The organism is uncultured Pelagimonas sp. (assembly GCF_947498515.1).
In the GTDB taxonomy this organism is placed as follows: Bacteria; Pseudomonadota; Alphaproteobacteria; order Rhodobacterales; family Rhodobacteraceae; genus Pelagimonas.
This window is the reverse complement of record NZ_CANMKO010000001.1, coordinates 316,365-334,741: the sequence shown is the minus strand read 5'-3', so window position 1 is coordinate 334,741 and position 18,377 is coordinate 316,365. Positions and strand designations below refer to the sequence as shown.

General features: G+C 57.3%; 20 protein-coding genes. 14 read left to right on the top strand and 6 right to left on the bottom strand.

Annotation, left to right across the window (positions count from 1 at the left end; translation table 11 throughout):
* Positions 1 to 26: 26 nt before the first annotated feature.
* Entirely contained in the window at positions 27 to 1,178 is a 1,152-nt protein-coding gene (locus Q1A43_RS01760) for a hypothetical protein (RefSeq protein ID WP_299931962.1), read from the top strand.
* 47 nt (positions 1,179 to 1,225) lie between these two features.
* Here the strand turns inward: Q1A43_RS01760 and Q1A43_RS01755 are convergent, their stop codons facing one another.
* Positions 1,226 to 1,795, bottom strand: coding sequence for a cupin domain-containing protein (locus Q1A43_RS01755; protein ID WP_299931960.1), 570 nt, complete (start codon positions 1,793 to 1,795; stop codon positions 1,226 to 1,228).
* 372 nt (positions 1,796 to 2,167) lie between these two features.
* Here Q1A43_RS01755 and Q1A43_RS01750 point away from each other — a divergent pair, with 372 nt between their 5' ends.
* Complete coding sequence (locus tag Q1A43_RS01750; protein ID WP_299931958.1) at positions 2,168 to 2,482, top strand: SMR family transporter; 315 nt, start codon at positions 2,168 to 2,170, stop codon at positions 2,480 to 2,482.
* A gap of 45 nt (positions 2,483 to 2,527) precedes the next feature.
* Positions 2,528 to 3,145, top strand: coding sequence for a cysteine hydrolase (locus Q1A43_RS01745; protein WP_299931956.1), 618 nt, complete (start codon positions 2,528 to 2,530; stop codon positions 3,143 to 3,145).
* A gap of 73 nt (positions 3,146 to 3,218) precedes the next feature.
* Here Q1A43_RS01745 and Q1A43_RS01740 read toward each other — a convergent pair whose 3' ends face one another.
* Complete coding sequence (locus tag Q1A43_RS01740; RefSeq protein ID WP_299931954.1) at positions 3,219 to 4,391, bottom strand: acetyl-CoA C-acyltransferase; 1,173 nt, start codon at positions 4,389 to 4,391, stop codon at positions 3,219 to 3,221.
* An 86-nt stretch (positions 4,392 to 4,477) separates the two neighbouring features.
* Here Q1A43_RS01740 and Q1A43_RS01735 point away from each other — a divergent pair, with 86 nt between their 5' ends.
* The 5 genes from Q1A43_RS01735 to Q1A43_RS01715 all read left to right on the top strand — a co-directional run bounded on the left by Q1A43_RS01735 (position 4,478) and on the right by Q1A43_RS01715 (position 8,749).
* The gene (locus Q1A43_RS01735) at positions 4,478 to 4,813 is read left to right on the top strand and encodes an STAS domain-containing protein (protein ID WP_299921173.1); all 336 of its coding nucleotides are present in this window, start codon (positions 4,478 to 4,480) and stop codon (positions 4,811 to 4,813) included.
* A gap of 28 nt (positions 4,814 to 4,841) precedes the next feature.
* The gene (locus Q1A43_RS01730) at positions 4,842 to 5,306 is read left to right on the top strand and encodes an ATP-binding protein (protein ID WP_299921175.1); all 465 of its coding nucleotides are present in this window, start codon (positions 4,842 to 4,844) and stop codon (positions 5,304 to 5,306) included.
* A gap of 635 nt (positions 5,307 to 5,941) precedes the next feature.
* The gene (ggt, locus tag Q1A43_RS01725) at positions 5,942 to 7,519 is read left to right on the top strand and encodes a gamma-glutamyltransferase (protein ID WP_299931951.1); all 1,578 of its coding nucleotides are present in this window, start codon (positions 5,942 to 5,944) and stop codon (positions 7,517 to 7,519) included.
* Positions 7,520 to 7,684: 165 nt separating this feature from the next.
* A complete protein-coding gene (locus Q1A43_RS01720) occupies positions 7,685 to 8,278 on the top strand; it encodes a DUF805 domain-containing protein (protein WP_299931949.1) in 594 nt (197 codons plus the stop codon).
* Positions 8,279 to 8,302: 24 nt separating this feature from the next.
* Complete coding sequence (locus Q1A43_RS01715; RefSeq protein WP_299931947.1) at positions 8,303 to 8,749, top strand: DUF805 domain-containing protein; 447 nt, start codon at positions 8,303 to 8,305, stop codon at positions 8,747 to 8,749.
* Positions 8,750 to 8,761: 12 nt separating this feature from the next.
* Here Q1A43_RS01715 and Q1A43_RS01710 read toward each other — a convergent pair whose 3' ends face one another.
* Together Q1A43_RS01710 and Q1A43_RS01705 are read right to left on the bottom strand one after the other, a co-directional pair.
* Positions 8,762 to 10,132, bottom strand: a complete 1,371-nt coding sequence (locus Q1A43_RS01710) for a glutamate--cysteine ligase (protein WP_299931945.1) — start codon at positions 10,130 to 10,132, stop codon at positions 8,762 to 8,764.
* A gap of 61 nt (positions 10,133 to 10,193) precedes the next feature.
* A complete protein-coding gene (locus Q1A43_RS01705; RefSeq protein WP_299921184.1) occupies positions 10,194 to 10,724 on the bottom strand; it encodes a hypothetical protein in 531 nt (176 codons plus the stop codon).
* Between the two features lie 309 nt (positions 10,725 to 11,033).
* Between Q1A43_RS01705 and Q1A43_RS01700 the strand changes: the two genes are divergently transcribed.
* Positions 11,034 to 11,510 (top strand): YHS domain-containing (seleno)protein, encoded by a 477-nt coding sequence (locus Q1A43_RS01700; RefSeq protein WP_299921186.1) that lies wholly within the window; start codon positions 11,034 to 11,036, stop codon positions 11,508 to 11,510.
* Between the two features lie 62 nt (positions 11,511 to 11,572).
* On the opposite strand, the gene Q1A43_RS01695 is transcribed toward Q1A43_RS01700, so the two are convergent.
* On the bottom strand, positions 11,573 to 12,289 hold the full coding sequence (locus tag Q1A43_RS01695) for a 16S rRNA (uracil(1498)-N(3))-methyltransferase (protein ID WP_299931943.1): 717 nt from the start codon (positions 12,287 to 12,289) through the stop codon (positions 11,573 to 11,575).
* Positions 12,290 to 12,301: 12 nt separating this feature from the next.
* On the opposite strand from Q1A43_RS01695, the gene ubiA reads away from it, so the two are divergent.
* The 5 genes from ubiA (at position 12,302) to Q1A43_RS01670 (ending at position 17,190) form a co-directional block, all read left to right on the top strand.
* Positions 12,302 to 13,267 carry a 4-hydroxybenzoate octaprenyltransferase gene (ubiA, locus tag Q1A43_RS01690; protein WP_299931941.1) on the top strand — a complete coding sequence of 322 codons (966 nt, stop codon included), beginning with the start codon at positions 12,302 to 12,304 and terminating at the stop codon, positions 13,265 to 13,267.
* A 60-nt stretch (positions 13,268 to 13,327) separates the two neighbouring features.
* Positions 13,328 to 15,274 carry an OmpA family protein gene (locus tag Q1A43_RS01685; RefSeq protein WP_299931939.1) on the top strand — a complete coding sequence of 649 codons (1,947 nt, stop codon included), beginning with the start codon at positions 13,328 to 13,330 and terminating at the stop codon, positions 15,272 to 15,274.
* Complete coding sequence (locus tag Q1A43_RS01680) at positions 15,267 to 15,596, top strand: hypothetical protein (protein WP_299921191.1); 330 nt, start codon at positions 15,267 to 15,269, stop codon at positions 15,594 to 15,596. Before Q1A43_RS01685 ends, Q1A43_RS01680 begins: the two co-directional genes overlap by 8 nt.
* Before the next feature lie 147 nt (positions 15,597 to 15,743).
* Entirely contained in the window at positions 15,744 to 16,616 is an 873-nt protein-coding gene (locus Q1A43_RS01675) for a TIGR01459 family HAD-type hydrolase (protein ID WP_299931937.1), read from the top strand.
* A gap of 130 nt (positions 16,617 to 16,746) precedes the next feature.
* Entirely contained in the window at positions 16,747 to 17,190 is a 444-nt protein-coding gene (locus Q1A43_RS01670) for a MaoC family dehydratase (RefSeq protein WP_299921257.1), read from the top strand.
* A gap of 122 nt (positions 17,191 to 17,312) precedes the next feature.
* Here the strand turns inward: Q1A43_RS01670 and Q1A43_RS01665 are convergent, their stop codons facing one another.
* A complete protein-coding gene (locus tag Q1A43_RS01665; RefSeq protein ID WP_299931935.1) occupies positions 17,313 to 18,359 on the bottom strand; it encodes an FAD-dependent oxidoreductase in 1,047 nt (348 codons plus the stop codon).
* Positions 18,360 to 18,377: the final 18 nt, after the last annotated feature.

Below are 18,377 nucleotides of genomic sequence, written 5' to 3'. Positions count from 1 at the left end.
TGCAGACCGTGTTTGGAGGACTGTTTATGGTTGAGAATTTTATCTATTGGCTGACTGATCCGGACGTGACCGAGCTCGACAACAGCGCCTATGAGCTCATGGTGATCGAAACCAGCGTCACGACAGAGTATGAAGCGGTTTTGACTGCGGCCGAATTGGCCCAATTGCAAACGGCCGGCACCCCCGGCACGGCGGATGACCGCACGGTTCTGGGCTATGTGAATGTCGCCGTGACCGACCACAATCGCAGCTATTGGAACCCCAATTGGGTGAGCGGCGCAGATCCGGCCAACCCCGATGTTGGCACCCCAACGGACGATGCGCCGGATTGGTTGGTCAATGCGCTTGGCACCGCACGCGGCCCGGTCGGCAATGGCGAGGTTGAGGACCCAAATAACCCCGGTGAAACAATTTATGGCCCTATCGTTGATTTCGCTGACCCCGAATGGCAACAAATCGTGATTGATCAGGCGGTTGCCGTTGTTCAGGCGGGCTATGACGGGGTGTTTCTGGACGATGTCGGCCGCTATTTCCTCAGCGACGGCGATGCCGGGCGCGCCATTGCGCTCGCCGAACGTACTGAGGCGATGATGGCGCTTGTCAATGCAGTGTCCGACGCCGTGTCCGCCGTCAACGCCGATGCGCAGGTCTATATCAACAGCGACGCTTACATGACTTGGAACAACGGCGACACTGTCACCGCGACCGAAGCGGCGTTCATGCAGAACGTTGACGGAATTTTGATGGAAAACCTTTTTAACACAGCGCCCTATGCCCTTACGGCGGCGGCCGATGTTTGGACGGGTCACGCCAATATCCTGTCGGTGGAGTGGCAAGACACGCTGCGCGATCCGGGGGCTTATGCGCAGTTCACCGCCAGCCTTGGCATCACAACCCATGTACCGGACGAGGCGTCTTATGACGACTTCACGCCGCTTCCCACCGATACGCCCGAGCCTGAATACACCGTGATTGTTGGCACATGGCAGGGCGAAGTCATTCATGGCACCGAGGGCGATGATCTTATCTTTGCTCTGGGCGGCGATGACACGGTTTATGGCGGCGGTGGCAACGACACGATCATCGGCGGCGACGGGGGCGATATGCTTGTTGGTGGGGATGGCGATGATGTTTTGATCGGCGGAAATGCCCCGGACGATTTCGTCTGGGGGGCCTAAGCGCGCCCGCCGCGTCGCCCTATCGGCAATGACCTGCCACGCGCCCATCAATAGACCGGTGGCGCAATGACCCAGACCGCAATGGCCGGTTCATCATAGGGGTTGGCCCAGCGAAACGGTTCGCCTTTGATACGGAAACTGTCACCGGGTTCGAGGGTGAAAAGATGCCCGGCGATCTCGATATCGAGCTTGCCGGTGATGACATAGCCGACCTCTTGGGTAGGCCGCGTCACCGGATCGGGGAGCGAGGCACCGGGGAGAAAGGTCGAGTGCACCATCTCAAAATCATCGGTAAGATCGGGGGAGAGCAGTTCTTCTTTGAGGCCCACCTCGCCCGGTCCAATGGATCGGCGCGCACCAGATCGCACAATGCGCCCGGTTTCATGCGCCGGTGATGGCGCATTGGAAAACAGGGTCGAGATGGACACGTCCAACGCCTTGGCCAGCCCGCGAAGATCGTCAATGCCGGGTTCCGAGAGATCGCGTTCGACTTGACTAAGCCAGCCAACCGACCGCCCCAAAGCATCCGCAAGCTGCTGCAAGGTCAGGCTCCGGGTGCGGCGCAGGGCGCGAATATCTGCGCCCAAAGTGGTTGTGTGTCGGTGTGTCTGATCCATGATCCGAGTCGTGAAATTATTCAGAAGAATTTCACGCTGCCACGGATTTCTGAAATTTCAAAGGAAAATTTCACGGCGATTTTGATCGGATGACAAGCATGGTTCAAAGGCAAGGGTCAGGCCGCACAAAGAAAACATCAGAAAAAACCGAGTTAAAGAAACCAAAAGTATCGTTTTGCTCTAGTCACCTTGTTTTCCACTGATCGCGGCTGGCCCTATCTTTTCCAATGTCTGGCCTTATCCCATCAAGCCCTGCGCCGATCTTGACTTGGTGCAAGCCCCACCTTAGCCATTAGGGATCTGATTGCCCGCCGGGACGACCCGGCCTTAATACGGGCTGGGCCAGGACGACCTGCAACACGCGAGGTCGACATGGCATGGATATCCCTTCTTTTCGCCGGTGTGCTTGAGATTGCTTGGGCGAGCGGGCTGAAACGGTTGGCGCATGAGTTTAGCTGGGCCGTTGGGATTTTGACGCTTTTGGCGATGATCGCCAGCCTCATAGCCTTATACGCGGCCATGGTCCGCATACCTCTTGGCATTGCCTATCCGATCTGGACCGGAATTGGGTCGCTCGGGGCGGTCGCGGTCAGCGTGGCATTCCACAACCAATCCATGACGTCAACGAATGGTCTGGGGCTGCTGCTGTTGATCTTGGGCATGATCCTTTTGGGGTTTGATGCATAGTAACCCCGCCGCTTTTGCCAAAAAACATCACCAAGGAGACGACCAATGACATCTAAACCCAAGCAAGCGCGCAACCTAATCGAAGGTCGAGCCGCGCTTTTGGTGATCGACATCCAAAAGAGCACCTTTATCGACAACAGCGCCGAGCGATCGATCGACAATATGCCCGGGTATAAGGACCGGATGATTGCCGCGCGTGACCTTGTTGATGCGGCGCATGACAATGATGTGCCGGTGATTTTCATACAAGAGGTTCACCGGCCCGACTTGATTGATTTTGGCCGGGAGTTGGATGGCGACGAAGATGTGCATTGTCTTGAGGGGGATGCGCGCACCGAGATCGCCAAAGAGGAGATGGGGTTTCGAAAAGGCGACTATGAGATCCCCAAACGCCGCTATTCCGCGTTTTTTGGCACCGATTTGGAGATTCTCTTGCGCGGTTTGAAGGCCGAGACGCTGATCTTATGCGGCGGGCTGACGGATGTCTGTGTCCACTACACCTTTGTCGATGGTCACCAGTCGGATTACTTTTGCCGGGTGGTCGAGGACTGTGTCGGCGGGTCGTCCGTTGCCGCCCATGAGGCCGCGTTGACGGCGATGGAGTATTTGCAAACCGGGGCTGTTCAAACGCGGGCCGCTGTTATTGATGAAATGTCGGGATAGGCCCGCAGGGGGCAAGGTAAAGCCGCCCCGTGACAGGGCGGCTTGCGTAGTTTTTGGGGCCGTTTATAGGCGATCAGGGACGTTCGATTGCGATGGCTGTGCCCTCGCCGCCGCCAATGCAGATCGCGGCGATACCGCGTTTAAGCCCCCGTTTTTCCAAGGCATTAAGCAAAGTCACCATGATCCGCGCACCCGACGCCCCGATGGGGTGGCCCAGCGCACAGGCGCCGCCGTTGACGTTCACCTTGTCATGGGAAATGCCCATTTCATGCATGAAGGCCATGGGCACAACGGCAAAGGCTTCGTTGACCTCCCAAAGGTCGACATCACCCACGGACCACCCCAAACGCTCGAGCAGCTTTTTCGCCGCGGGCACCGGTGCGGTCGGGAAGAGGTTGGGCGCATGGGCGTGGCTGGCATGGCCAAGGACACGGGCGCGGATCGGCGCACCAGCGGCCTTGGCAGCATCGGCAGTGGTCATGACCAAAGCCGCTGCCCCATCCGAGATCGACGAAGAGTTGGCCGGGGTGACCGTGCCATCCTTGCGAAAGGCCGGTTTTAGGTGCGGGATTTTTTCGGGGCGGGCATTGCCGGGCTGCTCATCCTCGGCCACGACAACATCGCCTTTGCGGGTGGTCATGGTGACGGCGGCGATTTCTCCTTCAAATGCGCCGGACTTTTGTGCCTCAAGCGCCCGCGACAAAGAGGCCAATGCATAATTGTCCTGAGCTTCGCGAGTGAATTGAAATGCCTCGGCACAATCTTCGGCAAAGGTGCCCATCAAACGACCCTTGTCATAGGCATCTTCGAGCCCATCAAGGAACATGTGATCAACGACCTGACCATGGCCCAACCGCGCCCCACCGCGCATTTTCGGCAGGATATACGGCGCGTTTGTCATGCTTTCCATACCACCAGCGACGATGGTATCGGCGTGGCCTAAGGCCAAGCGATCAAAGGCAAACATCGCCGCACGCATCCCAGATCCGCACATCTTATTAAGTGTGGTGGCTGGGACCTCCTCTCCCAAACCCGCGGCGAACCCAGCCTGACGGGCCGGTGCTTGCCCCTGCCCGGCGGGCAAAACACAGCCCATGAGCACTTCGTCAACCGCTGGGCTCGACGCCTGTTCCAGCGCCGCTTTGATCGCAGCACCGCCCAATTGCGCGGCTTCTTCTCCGGCAAACGCCCCTTGGAATCCCCCCATAGGCGTACGTGCCGCCCCGGTGATGACCACTTCTTGCATGAATTATCCTCCAATTTTCTGCACCTGCATACCGAATGGTAAGGAATGGCGTCTAGGGTTTGAATGACTTGAGCAAAGAGGCCAGCATGGATTTTTCAACCCAGACCAACGGAAACGTCAGTGTTATCACTGTTGAAGCAGAGCGTATTGATGCAGCTGTAGCGATTTCCTTCAAAGACAAGATGCGTGAACAGATGGCCAATTTTAGCGGCCGTATGATTCTGGATCTAAACAAAGTGAGCTTTATCGATTCGAGCGGTTTGGGGGCTATCGTCGCGGCGATGAAACTCATGCCCGCCGGTGGCAAACTTGAACTTGCCGGGCTGACCCCGGCTGTAGACAAGGTGTTTCGCATGACCCGAATGGATTCGATCTTTACCATTCATGACAGTGCCCAAGAGGCACGGGCTCAAAGCGCCTGATTGTCTGGTTCTGATCGGAGTTCCCTACATGACCGGCAAATCAGGCGACCAGAACGTCTTGGCTTTCCGCTACGTGCTTCATAGCACGCCGGAAGCCGTGCGAGAGACGTTGACATCGTTGCGCTGTGATCTGGAATCGCAGAGCTTTTTCACCTGTCCCGGCGACATGTGGGAACTGGTGATTGCCGAAGTGCTCAACAATATTGTTGAGCATGCCTATGGGGAAAGCCCCAATGGCGAAATCCGATTCGATGTTGAGTTTGACGAAACCCGCGTTCTTGCCGGGTTCATCGACACCGGGGCCGCCATGCCCGAGGGGGCATTGCCTGCGGGCACCCCCGCCAATCTGGATGTGGACATGCAGCTCATGCCCGAAGGGGGATTTGGCTGGTACCTGATTCAAAGCTTGAGCGATCGATTGATTTACGAGCGTAAAGGCGCTGAGAACCATCTCAGTCTCGAGATGCCAATACAGATGAGCGCCAAAGGATAACGTCTTTGGCGCGATGTCTTTAAAACACCTTGGCCGCGCCACATTCGGGGCAGAATTCGGCACCATACACGGTCTTGTAGCTGCATATAGCTTCCCTCGGCACCGTGTGTTTTAGCCCCCACCCAGTGCACGGTGTCGAGGACTACACTTTCCCCAAAATTGAGTTGACTGACGGCGCGCCCTTTTGGGCGAGGTCCGCGTTTGCGCGTGCAATTGTCGGACGAGAATACGCCTGAGAGTTTCCCTTTTCTTGTCGCATTCATGCCGCAACTGCCCGCCATAACGTGTCTTGTAGCTGCATAGGCTTCCCTTGGTGCCGCGTGTTTTAGCCCCCACCCAGTGCGCGGCACCGAGGACTATCAGCTACCCTCCCCAAAACAGCGCAACCACTCCGGCTTACCGCTTGAAATCCAAGCAATTTTACCTGCCTGATTCAAACCTTTGCAGGGTCACAATCTAACCCCATTCTCAGGCAATAACGGGTCTTGTAGCTGCATAGGCTTCCCTCGGTATCGCGTGTTACAGCCCCCACCCAGTGCGCGATACCGAGGATCTACACAGCAATCTCCCGCATGATATTGACCTGCCGCGCGTCGCTCCTATTGTTCAAACCGAACAACAGGATCAAAAACTATATGCGCGACTTTCATCTTCCCGGCCGTTCGGCGGTTTATGCCAGCAATGGTATGTGTGCCACGTCTCATCCCTTGGCGGCGCAGGCCGCGGTGGATGTGTTGCGCCGCGGTGGCAATGCCATGGACGCCGCCATCGCCGGTGCAGTTCTTCTTGGCGTGGCCGAACCCCAGATGACGGGTATCGGCGGGGATTGTTTCGCGCTGGTCTCTCCGTCTGGGTCCGAAGAGGTCGTTGCCGTCAACGGGTCGGGCCGCGCACCAAACGCAGCAACGGCCCAGCGTTTGCGCGACGCCGGTCATACAAGCGTGCCGGTTCACGATGTCGAAGCCATCACAATCCCCGGCGCGATTGACGCGTTTTGCAACATGTCGGACAAATGGGGCAAGCTCGGCCTTGCCGATAGCCTCGCCCCCGCCATCCACTATATGGAAACCGGCGTTCCGGTTGCGCCGCGCGTGGCGTTTGATTGGCCCAATAGCGGCAAATGCCTAACGGGTAGTGCCCGTCAAGATTTCATGGTGAACGGTCAAGTTCCCAAGATCGGCGACATGTTTGCCCTTCCCAAGCAAGCCAAACTTTTGCGCAAGATTGCCAAGGATGGCCGCGCGGCATTTTACGAAGGTGAAGCGCTCGACGACATGCTGGCCACTTTGAATGGCCTTGGCGGGCTACATAGCGCTGAGGATTTCGCCGATACCGCATGTACGATCACATCCCCGGTTAGCGGGGACTATAAGGGGCAGGAGTTGTTGGAGCATCCGCCCAATGGCCAAGGCATTATTGCCCATCTGATGCTTAACATCCTGTCACATTTCGATTTATCGAACCTTGATCCCTTTGGTGCGGATCGCGTCCATATCGAAGCCGAGACGGCGAAGTTGGCCTATGATGCGCGCAACCGGTTTCTGGCAGATCCAGAGCATATGACCAAGCTCGACCACCTTTTGTCACCGCAAACCGCCGAGAAACTGGCCGGTTTGATCGACATGAACCGCGCGATGACGGCCCCCGCCGCCCTAAGTGAGGCGGTGCACAAGGACACGATTTACATCACCGTTGTTGACCGAGATCGCATGGCCGTGTCGTTGATTTATTCGATCTTTCATGGCTTTGGATCGGGGATCGCGTCGGAAAAATTCGGTGTTTTGTTTCAAAACCGTGGCGCAGGGTTCTCGCTCGTCTCCGGGCACCCGAACGAGCTTGCGGGGGGTAAACGCCCGATGCACACCATCATCCCGGCGATGTTGCGTGAACAGGGCCGCGTGACCATGCCATTTGGCGTGATGGGCGGGCAATATCAGCCCAACGGCCATGCCCGTGTTCTGACCAATCTGGTTGATTATGGGATGGATTTGCAAAGTGCCCTAGACGCGCCTCGTAGTTTTGTTGATGGCGGCAAGCTGCAATTGGAACGTGGCTTTGGCGATGGGGTTCGGGGTGAACTCGCCGACAGGGGGCATGACATTACAACTCCTGATGGTCCTCTTGGCGGAGCGCAAGCCATCAGAATCCGGGACAATGGCGTGCTTGAAGGGGCGTCGGACCCGCGTAAAGACGGCTGTGCCATCGGTTATTAACCGGCGCGGTGCCGCAAAGATGAATCAAATATGAATGGTAAACCCCTGTGAAAACCGGGGCTTGCCGTTGGATTGGATGCAAAAGCCGCAAGCTTTTCACGCCAGTGCCCGATTTTCGCCCCGCTCTGACAGCAAAAAGGGGGTGCTGACAACCGGAGCAAGAATATGATTGGCCCTCACACCGCGCTAGAAAACTACATTTTCAAAGCTTTCAATATTTCAGGCCGCGCCACGCGGGCAGAATATTGGTGGGTCGCGCTGATCATGTTTGTTTTTATGGCCATCGCAGCCGTTCTCGACATCTATACGATCACGACGGCGCATGTGACCAATTACAATCCGTTGGCCTATCTGACACCGGTTCTGTTGCTTTTGACCTTTATTCCCAACACAACGATCCTGATCCGTCGTCTGCATGACGCAGGTCGGTCGGGCATGTGGTATTTCGTCAACTCGATCCCAATTGTCGGACCGATCTGGTTGTTGGTTTTGCTGATCTTGCCCTCGGAGCCCGAAGAAAACCAATGGGGGCAACCGCCTCATAACCCTACACCGACGCGCCGCACCGGTTTTGACGCGATCAAGGAACCCGCAGCAGGCCCCACCACCGCGCGAGAGGCCCGCCCCCATGATGCCCGTCAAAGCTATGCGACTTTGTTGAAGCTGAATCGTGAGCCGTCACCGGAAGAAGTGGCCGCACAACGCGAACAGATTAGCGATTATTATCAGACCCATGTGCTAGGCCGGGCCAGCGCTTAGCCCCGCTAACGGTAGGCCCCGGATATGAGTCCTAGCATCGCAGTTCCCCGTTTTTTCACTAAAACGCTGGATTTTTCCGGTCGCGCGTCGCGGTCGGAATTCTGGTGGGTGGTGTTGATTGTCGATGTGTTGCCCGTAGCCGCGATGATGACCGCCGGAATGCCGGGATATGCCTATCAGATATGGTTTTGGGCGCTGCTCTTGCCGCGCGTCTCACTTTCGATACGGCGATTGCATGACATCGGATTGTCGAGCGCGATCGCCCTGCCCTGTTTTGTCATTATCTCGGTTTTGACCGTGTTCAATTTTCTATTCTTGGGCGGACTTGTCTTTGTGGCGATTGCCGCCGCGCAACGGGGACAAACCACCGAAAACCAGTGGGGACCGCCCCCAAATAATGGATTGGGACCCAAGAAAAACAAATCGCGCCACGGGCCATTGCCGCGACGCGATCCGCTTTTTCACGATTGAACGTTCTCGAATTTAGTAGGAAAATTCCGAATAGATCTTGCTGAGATCGCCGTTCCAATCACCGTGGTAATGCTCCAAAAGCTCATCCGCAGGCACCTGACCCGTTTCCAGCGACTCTTTGAGAGCATTGAGGAAATGGGTTTCATCGGGCACCAGACCACCGGCACCGGGTTTGGCCCGCGCTTTGAGCCCCGCTTCGGAAATCGCCACAACTTCGCGTGCCAGATCATGCATGTTGATGCCGTTGACCTTGGTCTGAAGCCCGTGGATTGACGCTTGAACGCGCAACTCGTCGCGGGTTTCAGCATCCCAATCCTTGGCCAAATCCCACGCCGCATCAAGCGCGGTTTGGTCATAGGTCAGCCCGACCCAAAACGCCGGAAGCGCACAAAGACGACGCCACGGACCACCATCGGCCCCACGCATTTCGATGAACTTTTTCACCCGCGCTTCGGGAAAGACGGTGGTCAGGTGATCGGCCCAATCGGACAGAGTTGGGGTTTCGCCGGGCAAGGCGGGCAATTCACCCTTGAGGAAATCGCGGAAGGATTGGCCCAGCGCGTCGATATATTCGCCGTCGCGATAGACAAAATACATCGGAACATCGAGCGCATATTCGACCCAAGCCTCAAACCCGAAACCCTCGTCAAAAACAAACGGCAACATCCCGGTGCGCGACGCATCCAGATCACGCCAAATGCGCGAGCGCCAGCTTTTGTGACCGTTTGGTTTGCCCTCAAAAAACGGCGAGTTGGCGAAAAGTGCGGTGGCCACAGGCTGCAAAGCCAAAGCGACGCGCATCTTTTGCACCATGTCGGCCTCGGATGAGAAATCGAGATTCACCTGCACGGTACAGGTTCGGTACATCATGGATTTGCCCATGGTGCCGACCTTGTCCATATAGGAATTCATCAGGCGGTAGCGCCCTTTGGGCATCATCGGCATCTGGTCATGCGACCATTCCGGTGCCGCGCCAAGACCAATGAAACCCACGCCGATTTTGTCGGCAATATCCTTGACGTCAACAAGGTGCGAATTCACCTCGTCACAGGTTTGGTGGATGGTTTCCAGTGGCGCACCAGAGAGTTCTAACTGGCCACCCGGTTCAAGCGAAATATTCGCGCCGTCTTTTTCAAGACCAATGATATTCCCGGCCTCAAGGATCGGGGCCCAATCATGACGATCACGCAGCGCTTCGAGCACAGCTTTGATAGACCGGGTGCCTTCGTAGGGCAGCGGTTTATGCGTATCAACGCAATAGCCGAACTTTTCGTGTTCGGTGCCAATGCGCCAATCTTCCTTGGGCTTACAGCCCAAAGACAGATACTCGGCCAACTGTTCGTGGCGCTCGATTGGACCGCCGCCAGATTGAGGAATGGACATGGGCTCTCCGCCTATTAGGTGCCGCTTGGGTTCCAAGCCATGAGGTGAATGTGGACCGGTGTCAATGCAGGGTTGCCACCGAGGATTGCACAGCGGGCTTGCGCCAGATCACATAGCTGTGTGGTTCGGTTGCCGACATGGCGCGGGTGACCTCTTCGAAATCGGCACCGGGAAGGGCCGACAACATGTCGAAAATCTTGTCGGTACCAGCCGCATCAACCGGGATGCTCAACACCCCGTCTTCGCCGACAAAGGTCCAAACCACCTGTTGGCGCAAACGCACATCCAGCGTGACGCGCCAGAGGGTATCGACCGACACAATCCCGCCGCCTTCGGGGGCAAAATAGCTTATTTGACGTTCATTGATTTGCACGATGCCGGGGCCGTCATCGCCTTGTGGGAAACGGGCACGGCGAATGCCAGAGGCACAGAGAAACGCCCCGAGAACGGCGATGAAATAGCCGATCCAATGCAGGAGCCCCCCACCGGTAAACAGCGCCCAATACAGGCCCAGCGCACAGACCGCAGCGCCGATCATTGCCTCGCTCCAGCGTGCCAGAACGGTTGCGGCCTCGGGGCGGATCACACTCATGTTTGTATCCTTGTTATCCAACGGGGCGCGGGGCCGTTTCAATTTTTCTCATCATCTATTCTCTATGCATATCGGTCCTAAGGCGCGCTCTGCAAGGGCAGAGGGTATTGTGCAAAAACGCACAAATTTCCCGGATATACGCACAGTCAAATAAGCTTGTTTTGTATGTGATCCAGCCATGGCCCAAATCCAATCCACAAGCGCCGCACCATTTCAGGCCGCTGACCACGTCAATTTCAGGCGTCAACAGACATCTCTCGGCTGGCTGCACATTCCTGCAAAACGCCGATCATTAAAAAAGGGACCACCATGTCCAACTTCACATCTTTCCTCGGCGGTATCGCTGTTTCCGTTGCTCTTGCCACATCCGCCTTGGCGGCTGGTGTTGACGTCAACGCATCGTCAACCGGTCTGGCTATGCAGGGGTATGACCCGGTAGCCTATTTCACCGATGGCGCACCGACCAAGGGTGACTACCAGCTTACCGCCGTTTACAACGACGCAACCTACTGGTTCTCGTCAGAAGACAACAAAGCCGCGTTTGAAGCCAACCCAGAGGCCTATGCCCCGGCTTATGGCGGCTATTGCGCCTTTGGCACGGCCATGGGGTTCAAGTTTGACGGTGATCCAACGCTTTGGAAGATCGTTGACGAAAAGCTTTACCTGAACCTATCGCCAAGCATTCAGGAACGTTGGGCCACCAATATTCCCGGCTTTATCGCTGATGCGGATTCGAAGTGGGGTGACATTGCCGATGTCGAGCCAGCGGTTCTTCTTGAGCAATAAATCCAAATACGGTGGCGGCCCGCATGGGTCGCCGCCTTTATAATCCGCTGGATTTTGGGGGCTTACCAATCACCATAGCGGGTTTGCCACAGGGTCATCGCGGCCACGGCGGCGGTTTCCGCCCGCAAAATGCGCGGCCCAAGGCTCAGGGTATGGGCATTGGGCAAGGATTGCAGGCGGCTGCGTTCTCGGTCGGAAAATCCACCCTCAGGGCCGATCAAAATGCACCAAGGCTCTTTAGACACCTCATCCGGCTCGCGTTGCGCTCCCGCCTCGGCCTCATCACAAAACATCAGCTGGCGATCCTTGCTTTGGTCGATCAAGGCGTCAAAACGGATCAGCGGGGCCACTTCGGGCACATAGGTTGCGCCACATTGTTCCGCCGCCTCAACCGCATGGGCCTGTAAGCGATCCTGACGGATGCGTTCGGAATTGGTGAAATCGGTGCCCATGGGCACAATGCGCCGCGCCCCCATTTCCACCGCCTTCTCAACGATAAAATCGGTCCGTGTCTTTTTGATCGGCGCAAAACAAAGCCAGAGATCAGGCGGCAAACCCAGTGGGGCACTTAAGGTGTCACAGGTCAAAACCCCGCCCCGTTTGCCCGCCGTTGTCACAGCGGCCTGCCATTCACCATCCACACCATTGAAAAGCGCAACACGTGCGCCAACGGCCAATCGCATGACCCCAAAGAGGTAATGCGCCTGATCGCGCGACAGCGAGACGTCTTGTCCCGGCCCCAAAGGGTGCTCTACATAAAGGCGGATTTTAGCTTTCATGAGGCGCAGCATATGACCGGCACCGAGCAGACACCAGAGCCCACCGGGCAGGTTGCGGACGCTGTGAAGGACAATTGGGTTGACACCTATGCGCCACAAGGGTTGCGCCCCTATCTGCGGCTAAGCCGGGCCGACCGGCCGATTGGCTCTTGGTTGCTGTTGCTGCCCTGTTGGTGGGGGGTGTTGCTGGCCATGGTGCATGACGGGGAAATGCGGCTGTTTGATCTTTGGATCATTGTTGGCTGCGCCATCGGTGCGGTGTTGATGCGCGGCGCGGGGTGTACGTGGAACGATATCACCGACCGCGATTTTGACGGGCGGGTCGAACGCACGGCTTCGCGCCCCATTCCATCGGGTCAGGTCACGGTGAAACAAGCGCTGGCTTGGGCGGTGCTACAATGTCTGATTTCGTTTGCCATTCTGATCACCTTTCCACCGATGGCGATCCTGCTTGGGGTCATCGCGCTAATCCCCGTGGCGATTTACCCCTTTGCCAAACGGTTTACATGGTGGCCTCAGGTGTTTTTGGGCGTTGCTTTCAACTGGGGCGCTTTGCTGGCATGGACGGCCCACACCGGTAGCCTCAGCCTTCCGGCGGTTTTGCTGTACTTTTCGGGCATGGCTTGGACGCTGTTTTATGACACGATCTATGCCCATCAGGACACCGAAGACGATGCGTTGATCGGGGTGAAATCAACGGCCCGATTGTTTGCAGAAAACACTCCCCGCTATTTGGCATGGTTCATGGTTTTGACCGTCGCGCTGATGGGGATGGCCGTTGTTGCCGCCGCCCCTGACGGTGAAATCCTGCAAATGGTGATCTTGCTGACCGGACCTTGGGCCATGGGTTGGCATCTTATGTGGCAGCTGCGTCGCCTAAAAATGGACGATAACGACCGCTTGCTGGAATTGTTTCGATCTAACCGCGATGCTGGCCTGATCCCTGTGCTGTTTTTCGCCGCATCGCTATTCGCTTGATTGCGGAATGTGTTTAGCTTGCGTATCAACGCCTAAGACTTAAACAGGACCGGAGCGTCTATGCGCCTTTCCTCAATCTTTACCTTTTGCGGAACCTTCGCCGCGGCTGGCGCTGTCAGCCTTGTTAGCGCGTATTTTGCCGCAGGGGTGATTGAAACCGCCTCCAAGACCGATGTGCTCAAGGAGTTGGACCTAGAAGGTTTGACCTGGGCCGAGGTTGACACCAATGGGTTGCAGGTCTTTTTGATCGGCACCGCCCCGGACGAAGCCGCCCGTTTCAAAGCGCTGAGCACCGCCGGAAGCGTTGTGGACGCCGCGCGCGTCATCGATCAGATGCTGGTGGAAGATCCCGAAGACATCGCACCGCCAGAGTTTTCCATCGAGATTTTGCGCAATGATGCCGGATTGTCGGTCATCGGGTTGATCCCAACATCGACCAACCGCGACGAATTGATCGAAGGGTTTGAAAAGCTGGCCGGTGATGGCGAAGTGTCGGACTTGTTGGGGGTTGCTGATTTCCCAACGCCCGAGGGCTGGGACACGGCGCTTAGCTTTGCCCTTAGCGCCCTGCGGGATTTGCCGCGCTCGCAGATTTCAGTGCGCCCCGATCTTGTGGCGATCAATGCTATGGCCGAAAGCGACGAACATCGCCGCCGCATCGAAAGCGGGTTGGCGCGTCGTGTGCCCGAAGGGCTGAAACTGGCGCTTGAGCTATCGGCCCCGCGCCCGGTGATCTCGCCCTTTACGCTACGCTTTATCATCGACGACACCGGCCCGCATTTTGACGCCTGTTCCGCCGATACCGAAGAGGCCAGCCAACGTATCCTCAAGGCCGCCGCAGATGCCGGTCTTGAGGGGAAATCCTCTTGTACGCTTGGGCTTGGTGTGCCGTCGCGCCGTTGGGCCGATGCCGCGGTTTTGGCAATATCAAAGCTGTCGGAACTCAAAGGCACCTCGGTGACCTTTACCAATGCCGATATCACCCTGATCGCCCCCGAAGGCACAAGTCAGGCGCTGTTTGACCGGGTTGTCGGCGAATTGGAAACCTCCCTACCTGGCGTGTTTGCGCTTCATGCGGTGCTTCCCAAAGCGCCCGAGCAATCCGCAGAAGGCCCACCGGAATTCACCGCAACCCTAAGCCCCGAAGGCAAGGTGCAATTGCGCGGTCGTGTGTCGAGCGAAATCGCACGCCAGACCATGGATAGCTATGCCCGCGCCCGCTTTGGTTCAGAAGATGTTTACACCGCCGCCCGTGTCGCCGAAGGCCTGCCCAATGATTGGCAAGTGCGCACCTTGGCCGGGCTAGAAGTTTTGTCCAGCCTTGTGAATGGTGCGGTGACGGTCACGCCGGACAATGTTGCGATTTCCGGCAAAACCGGCAACCAAAACGCCCGTGCAGATATTGCCCAGCTTTTGGCAGCGAAACTTGGCGATGCCGCCGAGTTTGAGATCAACGTTGAATATGTCAAACAGCTTGATCCGACGCTTGGCCTCCCGAGCCCCGAGGAATGCGAAGCCCAGATTGTTGAGATCATTGGCGCACGCAAAATTTCCTTTGAACCGGGGTCGGCAACGCTGGATTCCTCGGCCAAGGATCTGATGGACGAATTGGCGACCTTGTTGAAGAAATGTGGGGACATTCCGCTTGAGGTGGGTGGTCATACCGATAGCCAAGGCCGCGAGTCGATGAACCAGAAGCTTAGTCAAGAGCGCGCCCAAGCCGTTCTTGATGCGCTGCGTGGTCGTTTGGTTCCGGTCAGAGCCTACACGGTTGTCGGCTATGGTGAGGCCAATCCGATTGCGGATAACGACACCGAAGATGGCCGCGAAGCCAACCGTCGTATCACCTTTACCCTCCTGAAAACCGAAGCCGAAGCAGGCGCGGACACGGGCGAGCCAACAGCAGACGACACAAATGATCCAGAGGCCGAAGAAGCCTCGGATGACAAAAAAGACGAAGAAGCAGAGGCCGGGGCAGACGCGGCAGAGGGGACGAACGATGGATAGAACGCAGTTCATCATAGTGACAGCCGTCATTCTTTTTGTGGCATTCTGTCTGGGGTGGTTTGCCCATTGGCTCCTGCACCGCTTTACCCGCGTCAGTCAGGCCGACATGGATCAGCTTGAGCGCATGAGCCAGGAATTGCACGAGGCCGAAGAGACCCGCGATCAGGCCATCACCTATCTGCAACAACGCGAAGCCGAGCTGACCAACCAACTGGCCCAGACCGAAGCCGAGTTGTCGGCGGCGATGGATGGCTTGCGCGAAGCCCGCCAAGAGGCGGAAGAAATGCGCGTTTACGTCGAACGCATCCAAAGCCAAGGCTAGAATCAGGGGTAAAGTCGGAGGTGCTATCGGGGCGCACTTGCGCGCATTCCGGTGGAATTGCCCAGAATACAAAGCCGGCGCCCCTTTCCACATGGGGCGCGATGTGGGATGACCGGGGCAATTGTTCCCAAGCTGTGATCCGCACCCATGACCCAGATTATCTCCGCCCTCTCCGAGATTTCAGACCGCTACGAGGCGCTCTTTGTCGATCTGTGGGGCTGTGTCCACAACGGCGTCACCGCCTTTCCCGAAGCAGTGGCCGCGCTTCAAGCCTATCGCGCCACTGGCGGCATTGTGGTTTTGGTCACCAATGCCCCGCGCTCGCGCCACGAGGTCGCCAAGCAATTGGTGAAATTCAACGTGCCCGAAGACGCCTATGACGACATCGCCACATCCGGCGATAGTGGCCGTTCTGCGATGTTTCAAGGGGCTGTTGGCTCCAAGGTTTGGTTCATTGGCCAACCCCACGACCAGCCGTTTTTCGAACCGCTCAGCCTAATCGACAACCCAGTCACAATAGAACAGGTCGCGCTTGAGGAGGCCGAGGGCATCATATGTTGCGGCCCGTTTAACCCCCATGCGGACCCGTCGGAGATGCGCGGACAGTTTCTGTATGCCAAGCAAAAGGGCCTAAAGCTTCTCTGTGCCAACCCCGATATCGTCGTCGATCGCGGTGAAACGCGGGAATGGTGCGCCGGGGCCTTGGCCCAGCTTTATACGGAAATGGGCGGCGAGAGCCTCTATTTCGGCAAACCGCATCCACCAATCTACGATCTCGCCCGTCGCCGGTTGGCCGCGTTGAAACCGGGCATCGCCGATATTGGCATTCTGGCCATCGGCGATGGCCCACATACCGACATCATGGGTGCCATGGGAGAGGACATTGATTCTCTTTTCATCACCGGCGGTTTGGCACGGGCTGAGACAAAAACCGCAACTAACCCGGATGGCGCGGCGCTAAACGACTATTTGGCCAAGGAAAACATTGCTCCGCAATTCAGCATAGGGATGCTGCGATAACAGAATTCCCCCTTGATTTTTCTGCAAGTGCAAAGTAATAAAATTACAAAGCACAGCAGAAGGACGCCCATTTGTTACCCGGTGACTTTGGTCACTTGCCGTATCAGGGCGGATCATCATGGAGGATAAGATGTTGGACAACCTGCCACGTGGCACGATCTGCATCGAAGATATCGAAATGGGCATGTCCCGGTACCTGCGCAAACAGGTCACCGATAAGGACATCGAAATGTTTGCTGAAGTTTCGACAGATCATAACCCAGTGCATATGGATGACGACTATGCACAGGACACGATCTTTGAAGGCCGCATTGCCCATGGCATGCTGACCGCGGGTCTGATCTCTGCGGTGATTGGCGAACAACTGCCCGGCCACGGCACGGTTTACATGGGTCAGACACTCAAGTTCCTTGCCCCCGTGCGCCCCGGCGACATGGTCTATGCCGAGGTCAAAGTGGTCGATATCGACCATGGCAAACGCCGTGTCACGCTCGATTGCCATTGCTCGGTTGATGGGAAAAAAGTGCTGATCGGTGAGGCCAAGGTTTTGGCCCCGTCGCGCAAATTCGACTAACCATTGGTGGGGTGAAACCCCACCCTACAAACCTTAAAAAACCGGTGCGAATTGCGCGCCGGTTTTTTTGTGCCTTTGCGGGATGGTGGGTGGGGCGAGGGCGAAGCCCAGCGTCACCCCCATCACCGCTTGAAACAGGCCTGAAATCCAAAGCCCTCAGGAATGGCATCGCGTCCATTCAACATCAAATCGGCCATCACCTCGGCCACTTTCGGAGCCATGCCAAAACCGATTTTAAAACCGCCATTGGCAACAAAATGCCCATCCCGCCCAGGCCACGCCCCCAACAAAGGGGCCCGAGACCGCGCCCGTGGCCGCACCCCAGCCCAGCGGCCAATCACCTCGGCCTCTTTTAGAACCGGCAAGGCCGCATAAGCGCGGGCAATCAGATCATCGCATTGCTCATCCACCGATGTCGGATTGTCGAAATCCCGCTCCGACGTCGAGCCAATCGCAACCGTGCCATCCGCGTGCGGAATGATATGCAACCCTTCGACAAACACCTGCGCCGCCGTTGGGGCCGCATATCTTAGATGCACCGACTGGCCTTTGACGCCATCGCCGACCTTGCGGCCCATAGCCTCGTTCAAATCCAGCAATCCGCGCCAGCCCGTCGCCCAGATCACCGCCCCCTCATCCGGGGCGGTTTCGACAATCTCGACACCGCGCGCCACAAGCGCCGCAACCAATGCTGCCCCGGCCCGTCGCGGGGCCATGCGCGCCGTCAACGTGTCTTGGATCAACCATCCGCTTGGGCTTGAAGGGGCAAAATCCCCGGCGTCTTTGACGTGGACCAAATCCCAAACCGCACGGCCTTGCCATAGCGCCTCGGCCCCGCGACCGCGCGCGCGGGCCAGCTCAAGCGCCGCCTCGTCCGCCACAGGTTGCAAGCGCCCCGTGCGCCCATAACCCGCCGTCACGCCCCCCGCCTCTTCGACCTCGGCCCAAAAGGCTTCGGCCATCAACAGACTATCGAGTTGAAACGCCTTCTTTTCATTCCAGTTTTCCGGCACATGCGGGGCCAATGCCCCGACCAATCCGCCCGAAGACCCGGCACCGGGACCGTTTGGGTCAACCACCCGAACACGTGCCCCGCGCAATACACAGGCCCATGCCACCGACAACCCAAAGATACCTGCACCGCGCACGGTTACATCCACACTTGCCATTGCCGGACCTCGCTGTAT

Bases quoted from the DNA above. Each gene is read 5' to 3' on its own strand.
- Q1A43_RS01675 (WP_299931937.1), top strand. From the start codon at position 15,744: ATGACCCAGATTATCTCCGCCCTCTCCGAGATTTCAGACCGCTACGAG.
- Q1A43_RS01715 (WP_299931947.1), top strand. From the start codon at position 8,303: ATGAGTCCTAGCATCGCAGTTCCCCGTTTTTTCACTAAAACGCTGGAT.
- Q1A43_RS01685 (WP_299931939.1), top strand. From the start codon at position 13,328: ATGCGCCTTTCCTCAATCTTTACCTTTTGCGGAACCTTCGCCGCGGCT.
- Q1A43_RS01730 (WP_299921175.1), top strand. From the start codon at position 4,842: ATGACCGGCAAATCAGGCGACCAGAACGTCTTGGCTTTCCGCTACGTG.
- Q1A43_RS01670 (WP_299921257.1), top strand. From the start codon at position 16,747: ATGTTGGACAACCTGCCACGTGGCACGATCTGCATCGAAGATATCGAA.
- Q1A43_RS01750 (WP_299931958.1), top strand. From the start codon at position 2,168: ATGGCATGGATATCCCTTCTTTTCGCCGGTGTGCTTGAGATTGCTTGG.
- Q1A43_RS01745 (WP_299931956.1), top strand. From the start codon at position 2,528: ATGACATCTAAACCCAAGCAAGCGCGCAACCTAATCGAAGGTCGAGCC.
- Q1A43_RS01760 (WP_299931962.1), top strand. From the start codon at position 27: ATGGTTGAGAATTTTATCTATTGGCTGACTGATCCGGACGTGACCGAG.
- Q1A43_RS01680 (WP_299921191.1), top strand. From the start codon at position 15,267: ATGGATAGAACGCAGTTCATCATAGTGACAGCCGTCATTCTTTTTGTG.
- Q1A43_RS01710 (WP_299931945.1), bottom strand. From the start codon at position 10,132: ATGTCCATTCCTCAATCTGGCGGCGGTCCAATCGAGCGCCACGAACAG.
- Q1A43_RS01695 (WP_299931943.1), bottom strand. From the start codon at position 12,289: ATGAAAGCTAAAATCCGCCTTTATGTAGAGCACCCTTTGGGGCCGGGA.
- Q1A43_RS01735 (WP_299921173.1), top strand. From the start codon at position 4,478: ATGGATTTTTCAACCCAGACCAACGGAAACGTCAGTGTTATCACTGTT.
- ggt (WP_299931951.1), top strand. From the start codon at position 5,942: ATGCGCGACTTTCATCTTCCCGGCCGTTCGGCGGTTTATGCCAGCAAT.
- Q1A43_RS01720 (WP_299931949.1), top strand. From the start codon at position 7,685: ATGATTGGCCCTCACACCGCGCTAGAAAACTACATTTTCAAAGCTTTC.
- Q1A43_RS01740 (WP_299931954.1), bottom strand. From the start codon at position 4,391: ATGCAAGAAGTGGTCATCACCGGGGCGGCACGTACGCCTATGGGGGGA.
- Q1A43_RS01665 (WP_299931935.1), bottom strand. From the start codon at position 18,359: ATGGCAAGTGTGGATGTAACCGTGCGCGGTGCAGGTATCTTTGGGTTG.
- Q1A43_RS01755 (WP_299931960.1), bottom strand. From the start codon at position 1,795: ATGGATCAGACACACCGACACACAACCACTTTGGGCGCAGATATTCGC.
- Q1A43_RS01700 (WP_299921186.1), top strand. From the start codon at position 11,034: ATGTCCAACTTCACATCTTTCCTCGGCGGTATCGCTGTTTCCGTTGCT.
- ubiA (WP_299931941.1), top strand. From the start codon at position 12,302: ATGACCGGCACCGAGCAGACACCAGAGCCCACCGGGCAGGTTGCGGAC.
- Q1A43_RS01705 (WP_299921184.1), bottom strand. From the start codon at position 10,724: ATGAGTGTGATCCGCCCCGAGGCCGCAACCGTTCTGGCACGCTGGAGC.